Consider the following 12,328-nt stretch of genomic DNA (forward strand, 5'->3'; position numbering starts at 1 on the left):
TCAGAACGGAATATCGTCGTCAAAGCTGTCGAAGTCAGCCGCCGGTTGTGGCGCTGGCTGCTGCGGCGCCGGGCGCTGTTGCTGCTGCGGGCGCGGAGCCTGCTGACGGGCCGGCTGCTGGTTGTACTGCTGCTGACCACCACCTTGGTTGTAGTTGTTACCGCCACCCTGGTTATACGGATCGCCGCCGCCTTGCTGGTTCTGCGGACGGCCGCCCAGCAGCTGCATGGTGCCGTTGATGTCAACGATGATTTCAGTGGTGTAGCGCTTGATGCCGTCTTTTTCCCACTCACGGGTCTGCAGCTTGCCTTCGATGTAGCACTGCGAACCTTTGCGCAGGTACTCGCCGGCAATCTCGGCAACCTTGCCGAACAGCGACACACGGTGCCATTCAGTACGCTCGACCTTCTGGCCCGACTGTTTGTCGGTCCATTGCTCGCTGGTTGCCAGGCTCAGGTTGGTCACGGCATTACCGTTGGGCAGGTAGCGGACTTCGGGATCCTGGCCACAAGTACCGACCAGAATGACTTTGTTAACCCCACGGGCCATAACGTTCTCCTAGGCTTCGCACGCCGCTGAGGCCGGATTGATCAGGCGCTCCAGGGTCGTGCGGTCCAAAATTTTCGTATCCAGTTTGATATAGACAGCTGACTCTTCCGAGACCACAACAGCGTCGGTCACGCCGGGCACGGCCATCAACCGTGCAGCCAGGCCAGCATCCTTGGTAGCCTCCGGCGACAAGGGCATGCGCAAGCTGGTCACATACGGTGGCTCGTTCATGCTCAAGGCAACGGCCAACCAGATGGCGCACAGTATCGCGCAACCAAGGAACACGGTGTTCAGCCCACCATGCTGGAACAGCCAGCCACCCAGGATGCCCCCTAGCGCAGCACCGAGAAACTGGCTGGTGGAGTACACCCCCATCGCCGTTCCCTTACCACCTGCTGGCGACACCTTGCTGACCAGCGAAGGCAACGAAGCCTCCAGCAGGTTGAATGCGGTGAAGAATACCACGGTGCCGATCACCAGTCCGCGCAAACCGTCAGCCCACTGCCAGAAGAATAGCTCGACCAGCAGCAATACGCTGACGGCCCCGGCCAGCACGCGTTTCATCTTGCGCTTTTTTTCGCCGTAGATGATGAACGGTACCATTGCAAAAAATGAGACGAACAGCGCGGTCAGGTAGACCCACCAATGTTGTTCCTTGGGCAGTCCGCCACGTTCGACGAAGGCCAGGGGCAGCGCCACGAAGCTGGCCATGAGAATGGCATGCAGGATGAAGATGCTCACATCCAGCCGTAGAAGGTCCGGATGACGCAGGGTCGGGCCAATGGCCTGACGGGCAACACCCGATTCGCGATGCTGCAAAATGTTGTGCGTGGCAGGTACTACGAAGGCAATCAACGCGATGCCAACCAATGCCAAGCCGGCCGTTGCAAGGAACAATCCTGACAAGCCAAAGGCACTTGTCAGCAAAGGCCCGACGACCATTGCCACTGCGAAGGAAAGGCCAATGCTCATCCCGATCATGGCCATCGCCTTGGTGCGGTGCTGTTCCCGGGTCAGATCCGAAAGCAGCGCCATCACCGCTGCCGAAATGGCGCCCGCCCCTTGCAGGATGCGCCCTGCGATAACCCCCCAGATGGAATCGGCCTGGGCTGCCAGGACGCTACCCAGCGCGAACACGATCAAGCCCAGGTAAATGACGGGCCGGCGGCCGATGCGGTCGGAAATCATCCCAAAGGGAATCTGCAACACGGCCTGGGTGAGGCCGTAGGCGCCGATGGCCAGGCCAATCAGCGCGGGCGTGGCGCCGGCCAGGTCCATGCCGTAGGTGGCCAGGACCGGCAAGACCATGAACATGCCCAGCATACGAAAAGCGAAGACCAGAGCCAGACCGCCGGCGGCGCGGGTTTCATTGCCGCTCATGCGCTCGTTGTGGGTGTCGTGCATGGATTAATCTCGTGTGAACCGGCGGCGATTCTATCAGTCCGACAGCTTGACGGCATCTACGCGACGCTTTGCCGCGTACTGGCAGGGCGCCGTATAATTTTTCGTTTATGCCCGCCGAGCGAGGCCGCAGTGGACAAGATCCTGATACGTGGGGCACGTACCCACAACCTGAAGAACATCGACCTGACCCTGCCCCGGGACAAGCTCATCGTCATTACCGGCCTGTCGGGCTCGGGCAAGTCATCCCTGGCCTTCGATACGCTTTACGCCGAGGGCCAGCGTCGTTATGTGGAATCGCTGTCGGCGTATGCCCGCCAGTTCCTGTCGATGATGGAAAAGCCTGATGTCGACACCATCGAAGGGCTGTCACCGGCGATTTCCATCGAACAGAAATCCACCTCGCACAACCCCCGCTCCACCGTTGGCACCATCACCGAGATCTACGACTACTTGCGCCTGCTGTACGCCAGGGTCGGGACACCCCGCTGCCCAGACCATGACATACCGCTGGAGGCGCAAACGGTCAGCCAGATGGTCGACCTGGTGCTGGAGCGCCCGGAAGGTAGCAAGTTGATGCTGCTGGCTCCGGTCATCCGTGAGCGCAAGGGTGAGCACCTGGCGGTGTTCGACGAGCTGCGCGCCCAGGGCTTCGTGCGCGCCCGCGTCAACGGCAAGCTCTACGAACTGGACGAGTTGCCCAAGCTGGACAAGCAGAAAAAGCACAGCATCGATGTAGTAGTCGATCGTTTCAAAGTGCGTGCTGATCTTCAGCAGCGCTTGGCCGAATCGTTCGAAACCGCGTTGAAGCTGGCGGACGGTATCGCGCTGATCGCGCCCATGGACGACGAGAAAGGCGAAGAGACCATTTTTTCGGCCCGCTTTGCCTGCCCTATCTGTGGTCATGCAATCAGCGAACTGGAACCCAAGCTGTTCTCGTTCAACAACCCGGCCGGTGCCTGCCCGACTTGTGATGGCCTGGGCGTTAAGCAGTATTTCGACACCAAACGCCTGGTCAATGCGCAACTCACCCTGGCCGAAGGCGCCATTCGCGGGTGGGATCGCCGTAACGTCTACTACTTCCAGATGCTAGGGTCGCTGGCTGCGCATTACGGCTTCAGCCTGGACGAAGCATTCGGCGAGCTCGCGCCGGAGCATCAGAAGGTGATCCTGCAAGGCAGCGGCAAGCACAGCGTGGATTTCAAGTACCTCAACGACCGGGGTGACATCGTCAAGCGCTCGCACCCGTTCGAAGGGATCATCCCCAACCTGGAACGTCGCTATCGCGAAACCGAGTCCAATACCGTACGCGAGGAACTGGCCAAGTACCTGGGCACCCAACCGTGCCCGGACTGCCGCGGCACGCGGCTGCGGCGCGAGGCACGTCACGTGTGGGTTGGCGAGAAGACGCTTCCGGCGGTCGCCAACATGCCGATTGGTGACGCCAGTGGCTACTTCAGCGCGCTTACATTGTCCGGTCGCCGAGGCGAGATCGCGGCCAAGATTCTCAAGGAGATCTGCGAGCGGCTGCAGTTCCTGGTGAACGTGGGCCTGGATTACCTCACGCTGGACCGCAGCGCAGAAACCCTGTCCGGTGGTGAAGCCCAGCGGATTCGCCTCGCCAGCCAGATCGGCGCGGGTCTGGTGGGGGTGATGTACATCTTGGACGAGCCGTCCATCGGCCTTCATCAGCGCGACAACGATCGTCTGCTTGCCACCCTCAATCACCTTCGCGATCTGGGCAATACGGTAATCGTCGTCGAGCATGACGAGGACGCAATCCGCCTGGCGGACTACGTCGTGGACATTGGGCCAGGGGCTGGCGTGCATGGTGGCAAGATCGTCGCTGAGGGCACGCCTCAGGAAGTCATGGACCACCCGGACTCGGTAACCGGCCAGTACCTGTCCGGCCGTAGAAAGATCGTGGTCCCTGCCAAGCGCACCCCGCGCGACAAGAAGCTGCAGCTCAAGCTTAAGGGCGCACGCGGCAACAACCTGCAGAACGTTGACCTGGAAATCCCCATCGGGTTGCTAACCTGCGTGACCGGCGTCTCAGGCTCCGGCAAGTCCACGCTCATCAACAACACCCTGTTCCCCCTTGCGGCCACGGCCCTGAATGGCGCAAGCAGCCTGGAAGCGGCGCCGCATGCCAGCATGGATGGGTTGCAGCACCTGGACAAGGTGGTGGATATCGACCAGAGCCCCATTGGCCGCACTCCCCGCTCCAACCCCGCCACCTACACCGGGATCTTCACGCCGATCCGCGAGCTGTTCTCCGGGGTGCCTGAATCTCGTTCACGCGGGTATGGCCCGGGCCGGTTCTCGTTCAACGTGAAAGGCGGACGTTGCGAGGCGTGCCAGGGCGACGGCCTGATCAAGGTGGAAATGCATTTCCTCCCGGACATCTACGTGCCGTGCGATGTGTGCAAGAGCAAGCGCTACAACCGCGAAACCCTGGAGATCAAGTACAAGGGCAAGAACATTCACGAGGTGCTGGAAATGACCATCGAGGATGCGCGTGAGTTCTTCGATGCGGTGCCTGCGTTGGCACGCAAGCTCCAGACCCTGATGGACGTGGGCCTTTCCTACATCAAGCTCGGTCAATCGGCGACCACGCTGTCTGGGGGCGAAGCACAGCGTGTGAAGCTGTCACGCGAGCTGTCCAAGCGCGATACCGGGAAGACCTTGTATATCCTGGACGAGCCTACTACGGGCCTGCACTTCGCCGATATCCAGCAGCTGCTGGACGTTCTGCACCGGCTTCGTGACCACGGCAACACCGTGGTGGTCATCGAGCACAACTTGGACGTTATCAAGACTGCCGATTGGCTGGTGGACCTTGGACCGGAGGGCGGTTCAAAGGGCGGGCAGATCATCGCGTGTGGTACGCCCGAGGAACTGAGCAAGATGAAACAATCCTACACCGGGCATTACCTTAAGCCCCTGTTGGAGCGAGACCGGGCGTGATGAACGCGAAGGGGCGCCTCGGCGCCCATTTTTCATCGGCTTGTAGCCCTTGTGCTAGAGCCAACACACGACCCAAGCATACAGCAATAAAAGCGTTACATCTGTGATTGCAGGTAATTCTGCAGACCGATTGCCTTGATCAGGCCTTGCTGCTTCTCAAGCCAATAGGTGTGGTCTTCCTCGGTATCGGCCAGTTGCGCGCGCAGAATGTCACGGCTCACATAATCCTTGTGCAGTTCGCACAACTCGATCCCCTTGCAAAGCGCCGCTCGCACTTTGTATTCCAGCTTTAAATCAGCTTCGATCATTTCAGGGACGGTGGTGCCGACTTCGAGGTCATCGGCCCGCATGTCTGGGGTGCCCTCGAGCATGAGAATGCGGCGCATCAAGGCGTCAGCATGCTGAGCCTCTTCCTCCATCTCATGGTTGATGCGCTCGTAGAGCTTGGCAAGGCCCCAGTCTTCGTACATGCGTGAGTGAATGAAGTACTGGTCACGTGCGGCCAGTTCGCCCTTCAACAGCATGACGAGGTAATTGATGACGTCTGGGTGGCCTTGCATCGCCGGGGTTCTCCATATGGAAGCGTGTATGCCGCATAGTGTGAACCACGTTGTGCGCCTGGTCACTGAAAAACGCGCGACTCGATGCAAAAAATCGGGCAAACGGTGGTGATATTCATTGAAAAACCGCCCAAATGAGGGCGGTTATTCTTATCACTTCGACTTAGGCGATATTGATTCCAAGCGCCTTAGCGACACCTGCCCCGTAAGCGGGATCGGCTTTGAAGAAGTACTGCAATTGACGCTGGATCACATCGTCGGTCACGCCGGCCATTGCCCCGGCGATGTTGCTGACCAGCAGCTCCTGCTGCGCCTGGCTCATCAACCGGAACAGGGCGCCCGCGTGGCTGAAGTAATCAGTGTCCTCGCGATGGTCATACCGATCGGCCAAACCGCTAAGCGCAAGCCCGGGCTCTGCATGACGCGGCGATTGCTTGGGAGCATCGGCGTAGCTGTTGGGCTCATAATTGGGTGCTCCTCCGTAGGCACCCATCGCCATCGAGCCATCGCGCTGGTAGCTATTGACCGCACAGCGGGGCGCGTTCACCGGCAATTGCTGATGGTTGGTGCCTACCCGATAGCGGTGGGCATCGGCATAAGCAAATACCCGGCCTTGCAGCATGCGATCAGGTGACAGCCCCACCCCAGGGACCATATTGCTTGGCCCGAAGGCAGCCTGCTCAACTTCAGCGAAGTAGTTCAGCGGGTTGCGGTTGAGCTCCAGTACGCCTACTTCAATCAGCGGATAATCTTTCTGCGACCAGGTCTTGGTCACATCGAACGGATTCTCGGGGCGGTTCGCAGCCTCAGCTTCACTCATGACCTGGATGCATACAGTCCAGCGTGGGTGGTCGCCACGCTCGATTGCCTCGTACAGGTCGCGCTGGGCGTAGTCCGGATCGGTACCGGCCAAACGCGCAGCTTCAGCGGGCGCCAGATTCTTGATGCCCTGCTGAGTCTTGAAGTGCCATTTGACCCATGTACGCTGACCGTCGGCGCTGATCAAGCTGTAGGTGTGGCTACCGAAGCCGTGCATATGCCGATAGCCGTCAGGAATGCCGCGGTCCGAAAACAAGATCGTGACCTGGTGCAGCGCTTCCGGCGAATGAGACCAGAAGTCCCACATCATCTGGGCACTCTTCAAGTTGGTCTGGGGGTGGCGTTTTTGCGTGTGAATGAAGTCTGGAAACTTCAGTGGATCACGGATGAAAAACACCGGCGTGTTGTTGCCGACGATGTCCCAGTTGCCTTCTTCGGTATAGAACTTGACCGCGAAACCTCGTGGGTCACGCTCTGTATCGGCCGAGCCGCGCTCTCCACCTACAGTGGAGAATCGCAGAAACGTTTCGGTCTGCTTGCCAACCTGCTCGAACAGTTTCGCACGGGTGAGGTGGGTGATGTCGCGCGTCACCGTGAACGTGCCGTAGGCACCAGAGCCTTTGGCATGCACACGTCGTTCGGGGATATTTTCGCGGTTGAAATGCGCGAGCTTCTCGATCAGGTGGAAGTCGTCGAGCAGCAGGGGGCCGCGTGGGCCTGCGGTACGGGAATTCTGGTTATCCGCAACAGGGGCACCGCTGGCGGTAGTAAGCGTTTTGCTCATGAGCTTTCCTCGATCAGTCTCAAATGCCTGTATGTCGGCTTGGGAGAATTATCAGCAGGATCGCAATCAACGACAAATTCATTGAATTACTGACTGCAATAGAGATTGTTAATGGCCTGAAACACAAAAAACCGGGCACTAGGCCCGGTTCTTTGTAGCAGACAAAACGTCTTACTCGGCAGCTTCTACAGCACCACCGACTGGACGATCAACCAGCTCGACGTACGCCATTGGCGCATTGTCGCCAGCGCGGAAACCGCACTTCAGGATGCGCAGGTAGCCGCCCTGACGGGTGGCGTAGCGCTTGCCCAGATCGTTGAACAGTTTACCAACAGCGGACTTCGAACGGGTACGGTCGAAGGCCAGACGACGGTTGGCAACGCTGTCTTCCTTGGCCAGGGTGATCAGCGGCTCGGCAACGCGACGCAGTTCCTTGGCTTTCGGCAGGGTGGTTTTGATCAGCTCGTGCTCGATCAACGACACTGCCATGTTCTGGAACATAGCCTTGCGGTGAGAGCTGGTACGGCTCAGGTGACGTCCACTTTTACGATGACGCATGATTCATTCCTTACCAAACACTACGTTCGGTGATTACGACGATCAGGCGGTCGCCTTGTCGTCTTTCTTAAGACTTGCAGGCGGCCAGTTGTCGAGGCGCATGCCGAGAGACAGACCACGAGAGGCCAGGACGTCCTTGATTTCAGTCAGGGACTTCTTGCCGAGGTTAGGAGTCTTCAACAGCTCCACTTCGGTACGCTGAATCAGGTCGCCGATGTAGTAGATGTTCTCCGCCTTCAGGCAGTTGGCCGAACGTACAGTCAGTTCCAGGTCGTCAACCGGACGTAGCAGGATCGGATCGATCTCGTCTTCCTGCTCGACTACGACAGGCTCACTGTCACCTTTGAGGTCGACGAACGCGGCCAGCTGCTGTTGCAGGATGGTCGCGGCGCGGCGGATAGCCTCTTCAGGATCCAGGGTGCCGTTGGTTTCCAGATCAATGACCAGCTTGTCCAAGTTGGTACGCTGTTCAACACGTGCGTTTTCGACCACATAGGCGATACGACGCACAGGGCTGAACGAAGCGTCCAACTGCAGACGGCCAATGCTACGGCTTTCGTCTTCGTCGGTCTGACGGGAGTCGGCCGGCTCGTAACCGCGACCACGAGCTACAGTGAGCTTCATGTTCAGGGCGCCATTCGACGCCAGGTTCGCGATTACGTGATCGGGGTTGACGATCTCGACATCGTGATCCAGCTGAATATCGGCAGCGGTAACCACCCCCGAACCCTTTTTCGACAAGGTCAGCGTAACTTCGTCACGACCATGCAGTTTGATAGCCAGGCCTTTCAGGTTCAACAGGATTTCAATGACATCTTCCTGTACACCTTCGATCGCGGAGTACTCGTGGAGTACGCCATCGATCTCGGCCTCGACTACTGCACAGCCAGGCATGGAGGACAACAGGATGCGGCGCAGCGCGTTGCCCAGGGTATGGCCGAAGCCACGCTCGAGAGGCTCGAGCGTGATCTTGGCGCGGGTCGGACTGACTACCTGCACATCAATGTGGCGGGGAGTCAGGAACTCATTTACCGAAATCTGCATGGATGCACCTATTTTCTAGCCCTTACTTGGAGTAGAGCTCGACAATCAGGTTTTCGTTGATGTCGGCAGACAGGTCGCTGCGAGCAGGAACGTTCTTGAAAACGCCCGACTTTTTGGCAGCATCCACATCAACCCACTCAACGCGGCCACGCTGGGCACACAGTTCAAGGGCTTGAACAATGCGCAGCTGGTTCAGCGACTTCTCACGAACCGCGACCACGTCACCCGGACGAACTTGGTAGGATGGAATGTTTACAGTCTTACCGTTGACGCTGATCGCTTTGTGCGAAACCAGCTGACGGGACTCGGAACGAGTCGAGCCGAAGCCCATACGGTAAACGACGTTATCCAGACGGCACTCGAGCAGTTGAAGCAGGTTTTCACCGGTTGCGCCTTTTTTCGAGGCAGCAGCTTGGTAGTAACCGCGGAACTGACGCTCCAGAACACCGTAGATACGACGGACTTTTTGTTTCTCGCGCAGCTGGGTACCGTAGTCGGACTGACGGCCACGGCGCTGGCCGTGGATACCTGGGGCTGCTTCGATGTTGCACTTCGATTCCAGAGCGCGAACGCCGCTCTTCAGGAACAGATCGGTGCCTTCACGACGAGACAGTTTGCATTTTGGACCAATGTAACGTGCCATTTATCTGTCTCCTGATTACACGCGACGCTTCTTCGGCGGACGGCACCCGTTATGCGGGATTGGCGTCACGTCGGTGATGCTGGCGATCTTGTAGCCGCAGCTGTTCAATGCACGAACGGCGGACTCACGACCTGGACCTGGACCCTTGACGTTTACGTCGAGGTTCTTCAGACCATATTCCAGCGCAGCTTGACCAGCACGCTCAGCAGCGATCTGAGCTGCGAACGGGGTGGATTTGCGCGAACCACGGAAACCCGAACCACCGGAGGTCGCCCAGGACAAAGCATTGCCCTGACGGTCGGTGATGGTCACGATGGTGTTGTTAAAAGAAGCGTGGATGTGGGCGATGCCATCAACCACTGTCTTTTTGACTTTTTTACGAGGACGAGCAGCAGGTTTTGCCATGTCTATATTCCTGGGCGATTACTTGCGGATCGGCTTACGCGGGCCCTTACGGGTGCGTGCGTTGGTCTTGGTGCGCTGACCGCGAACCGGCAGACCTTTACGATGACGCAGGCCGCGGTAGCAACCCAGGTCCATCAAGCGCTTGATCTTCATGTTTACGTCACGGCGCAGGTCACCTTCAGTGGTGAACTTCGCGACTTCGCCACGCAGGGTTTCGATTTGCTCGTCGCTCAGATCCTTGATCTTAGCGGCTGGATTTACACCAGCATCCACACAGATTTTCTGTGCAGTAGTGCGACCGACACCATAGATGTAGGTCAGCGAGATAACAGTATGCTTGTTATCTGGAATGTTGACGCCTGCAATACGGGCCATTCAGTGGGACTCCAATTGACAGCTACCTACGCCCCGGAAGCCAAGAAATAGGGCGCGAGATAATATCGCTGTAGAAACAAATAATCAACCCAGCAGCACACTAGCTGCTGGGTTTGAAGCGCGAATCACACTCAGCCTTGGCGCTGTTTGTGACGCGGTTCCGCGCTGCAGATCACTCGTACGACGCCTTCGCGACGGATGATCTTGCAGTTGCGGCACAGCTTTTTCACCGATGCACGAACTTTCATTACCGACTCCTCGAACCTTAGGGGCGTATCAGCGCAGCAAACCGCTGCCACCGTAGCCTTTCAGGTTGGCTTTCTTCATCAGGGATTCGTACTGGTGCGAAACGAGGTGCGATTGTACTTGGGACATGAAGTCCATCACAACCACTACCACAATCAGCAACGAGGTCCCGCCAAGGTAGAACGGCACATTTGCTGCCACCACCAGGAACTGGGGCAGAAGGCAGACGGCCATCATGTAAAGAGCACCGAACATGGTCAGACGAGTCAGGACGCCATCAATGTAGCGCGCCGACTGCTCACCAGGACGGATACCCGGAATAAAGGCACCGGACTTCTTCAGGTTTTCCGCTACGTCTTTCGGATTGAACATCAACGCTGTGTAGAAGAAGCAGAAGAAAATGATCCCTGCACTAAACAGCAGAATGTTCAACGGCTGACCAGGAGCGATCGACTGCGAGATGTCCTGCAGCCAGCCCATACCTTCGGACTGACCGAACCAGGCACCCAGCGAAGCCGGGAACAGCAAGATGCTGCTCGCGAAAATGGCCGGGATTACCCCTGCCATGTTCACCTTCAGCGGCAAGTGGCTGGTTTGCGCAGCGAAGACCTTGCGGCCCTGCTGACGCTTGGCGTAATGAACGGCGATACGCCGCTGACCACGTTCAATAAACACCACAAAACCGATGATCGCTACTGCAAGCAAACCGATAGCGACCAGGGCGAAAATGTTGATATCACCCGTACGCGCAGACTCGAAAGACTGCCCGATTGCTCTCGGAAGACCGGCAACGATACCTGCGAAGATCAACATCGAGATACCGTTGCCCACACCGCGCTCGGTGATCTGCTCACCCAGCCACATCATGAACATCGCGCCTGCCACGAAAGTGGAGACGGCAACGACATGGAAGCCGAGGCCTACAGAAAACGCCACGCCCTGGTTGGCCAGGCCAATGGACATGCCAATGGCTTGAACCAGCGCCAGGATAACGGTGCCGTAGCGGGTGTACTGGCTGATCTTGCGACGGCCAGCTTCACCTTCCTTCTTCAACTGCTCCAGTTGCGGGCTGACCGCAGTCATCAGCTGCATGATGATCGATGCCGAAATGTACGGCATGATCCCCAATGCAAAGATGCTCATGCGCTCGAGCGCGCCACCGGAAAACATGTTGAACAAGCTAAGAATGGTCCCCTCATTCTGCCGAAACAGATCCGCCAGACGGTCCGGATTGATGCCGGGAACCGGGATATGTGCACCTATCCGATAGACGATGATCGCCATGAACAGAAAGCGCAGACGAGCCCAGAGTTCCGACATCCCGCCCTTACCGAGCGAAGAGAGAGCACCTTGCTTAGCCATTTATTCCTCGAACTTGCCGCCAGCTGCTTCGATAGCCGCACGCGCACCCTTGGTGGCTGCGATACCCTTGATGGTGACTGCGCGAGTGACTTCGCCAGACAGCATGATTTTCACACGCTGTACGTTCTGGCCGATCACGTTGGCATCCTTCAGGGATTGCACGGAGATCACGTCGCCGTCCACTTTGGCCAACTCGGACAGACGCACTTCTGCGCGGTCCATGGCTTTCAGGGAAACGAAGCCGAACTTCGGCAGACGACGGTGCAGCGGCTGTTGACCGCCTTCAAAGCCCGGAGCGATGGTGCCACCGGAACGGGAGGTCTGACCTTTGTGACCGCGGCCACCAGTCTTACCCAAACCGCTACCGATACCACGGCCCGGACGATGCTTCTCGCGACGGGAACCCGGCGCTGGACTCAGATCATTGAGTTTCATCGATTAACCCTCGACCTTCAGCATGTAGTAAGCCTTGTTGATCATCCCGCGGTTCTCGGGAGTATCCTGGACTTCTACAGTGTGACCGATGCGACGCAGACCCAGGCCTTTAACGCACAGAATGTGGTTAGGCAGACGGCCGGCGGTGCTCTTGATCAGCGTTACTTTAACGGTTGCCAT

At 58.1% G+C, this 12,328-nt stretch carries 14 protein-coding genes; 1 reads left to right on the forward strand and 13 read right to left on the reverse strand.

The features are described 5' to 3' along the window. Together B2J77_RS18595 and B2J77_RS18600 are read right to left on the reverse strand one after the other, a co-directional pair. A complete protein-coding gene (locus B2J77_RS18595) occupies positions 1 to 549 on the reverse strand; it encodes a single-stranded DNA-binding protein (RefSeq protein ID WP_058638686.1) in 549 nt (182 codons plus the stop codon). A 9-nt stretch (positions 550 to 558) separates the two neighbouring features. After that, positions 559 to 1,953 (reverse strand): MFS transporter, encoded by a 1,395-nt coding sequence (locus B2J77_RS18600; RefSeq protein ID WP_058603951.1) that lies wholly within the window; start codon positions 1,951 to 1,953, stop codon positions 559 to 561. 129 nt (positions 1,954 to 2,082) lie between these two features. On the opposite strand from B2J77_RS18600, the gene uvrA reads away from it, so the two are divergent. Then, entirely contained in the window at positions 2,083 to 4,917 is a 2,835-nt protein-coding gene (gene uvrA, locus B2J77_RS18605) for an excinuclease ABC subunit UvrA (protein ID WP_078479199.1), read from the forward strand. Between the two features lie 95 nt (positions 4,918 to 5,012). Here the strand turns inward: uvrA and bfr are convergent, their stop codons facing one another. The 11 genes from bfr to rpmD all read right to left on the reverse strand — a co-directional run bounded on the left by bfr (position 5,013) and on the right by rpmD (position 12,328). Continuing rightward, positions 5,013 to 5,477: a bacterioferritin gene (gene bfr, locus B2J77_RS18610; RefSeq protein WP_078479200.1), complete on the reverse strand. Its 465-nt coding sequence runs from the start codon at positions 5,475 to 5,477 to the stop codon at positions 5,013 to 5,015. Positions 5,478 to 5,640: 163 nt separating this feature from the next. Further along, positions 5,641 to 7,080, reverse strand: coding sequence for a catalase (locus B2J77_RS18615; RefSeq protein ID WP_078479201.1), 1,440 nt, complete (start codon positions 7,078 to 7,080; stop codon positions 5,641 to 5,643). A 171-nt stretch (positions 7,081 to 7,251) separates the two neighbouring features. Continuing rightward, positions 7,252 to 7,638 (reverse strand): 50S ribosomal protein L17, encoded by a 387-nt coding sequence (rplQ, locus tag B2J77_RS18620; RefSeq protein WP_003255451.1) that lies wholly within the window; start codon positions 7,636 to 7,638, stop codon positions 7,252 to 7,254. 42 nt (positions 7,639 to 7,680) lie between these two features. After that, positions 7,681 to 8,682: a DNA-directed RNA polymerase subunit alpha gene (locus B2J77_RS18625; protein WP_003255452.1), complete on the reverse strand. Its 1,002-nt coding sequence runs from the start codon at positions 8,680 to 8,682 to the stop codon at positions 7,681 to 7,683. 22 nt (positions 8,683 to 8,704) lie between these two features. Then, on the reverse strand, positions 8,705 to 9,325 hold the full coding sequence (gene rpsD / locus B2J77_RS18630) for a 30S ribosomal protein S4 (RefSeq protein WP_003257114.1): 621 nt from the start codon (positions 9,323 to 9,325) through the stop codon (positions 8,705 to 8,707). A gap of 15 nt (positions 9,326 to 9,340) precedes the next feature. Continuing rightward, positions 9,341 to 9,730 (reverse strand): 30S ribosomal protein S11, encoded by a 390-nt coding sequence (gene rpsK, locus B2J77_RS18635; protein ID WP_003255454.1) that lies wholly within the window; start codon positions 9,728 to 9,730, stop codon positions 9,341 to 9,343. Positions 9,731 to 9,748: 18 nt separating this feature from the next. Continuing rightward, a complete protein-coding gene (gene rpsM, locus B2J77_RS18640) occupies positions 9,749 to 10,105 on the reverse strand; it encodes a 30S ribosomal protein S13 (protein ID WP_009681976.1) in 357 nt (118 codons plus the stop codon). Between the two features lie 131 nt (positions 10,106 to 10,236). Continuing rightward, positions 10,237 to 10,353 carry a 50S ribosomal protein L36 gene (gene rpmJ / locus B2J77_RS18645; RefSeq protein ID WP_002555468.1) on the reverse strand — a complete coding sequence of 39 codons (117 nt, stop codon included), beginning with the start codon at positions 10,351 to 10,353 and terminating at the stop codon, positions 10,237 to 10,239. Positions 10,354 to 10,381: 28 nt separating this feature from the next. Beyond that, complete coding sequence (gene secY, locus B2J77_RS18650) at positions 10,382 to 11,713, reverse strand: preprotein translocase subunit SecY (protein WP_003257108.1); 1,332 nt, start codon at positions 11,711 to 11,713, stop codon at positions 10,382 to 10,384. Further along, positions 11,714 to 12,148: a 50S ribosomal protein L15 gene (gene rplO, locus B2J77_RS18655; protein WP_023535012.1), complete on the reverse strand. Its 435-nt coding sequence runs from the start codon at positions 12,146 to 12,148 to the stop codon at positions 11,714 to 11,716. Between the two features lie 3 nt (positions 12,149 to 12,151). Continuing rightward, positions 12,152 to 12,328 (reverse strand): 50S ribosomal protein L30, encoded by a 177-nt coding sequence (gene rpmD / locus B2J77_RS18660; RefSeq protein ID WP_023535007.1) that lies wholly within the window; start codon positions 12,326 to 12,328, stop codon positions 12,152 to 12,154.

Source organism: Pseudomonas parafulva (assembly GCF_002021815.1).
Taxonomy (GTDB): domain Bacteria; phylum Pseudomonadota; class Gammaproteobacteria; order Pseudomonadales; family Pseudomonadaceae; genus Aquipseudomonas; species Aquipseudomonas parafulva_B.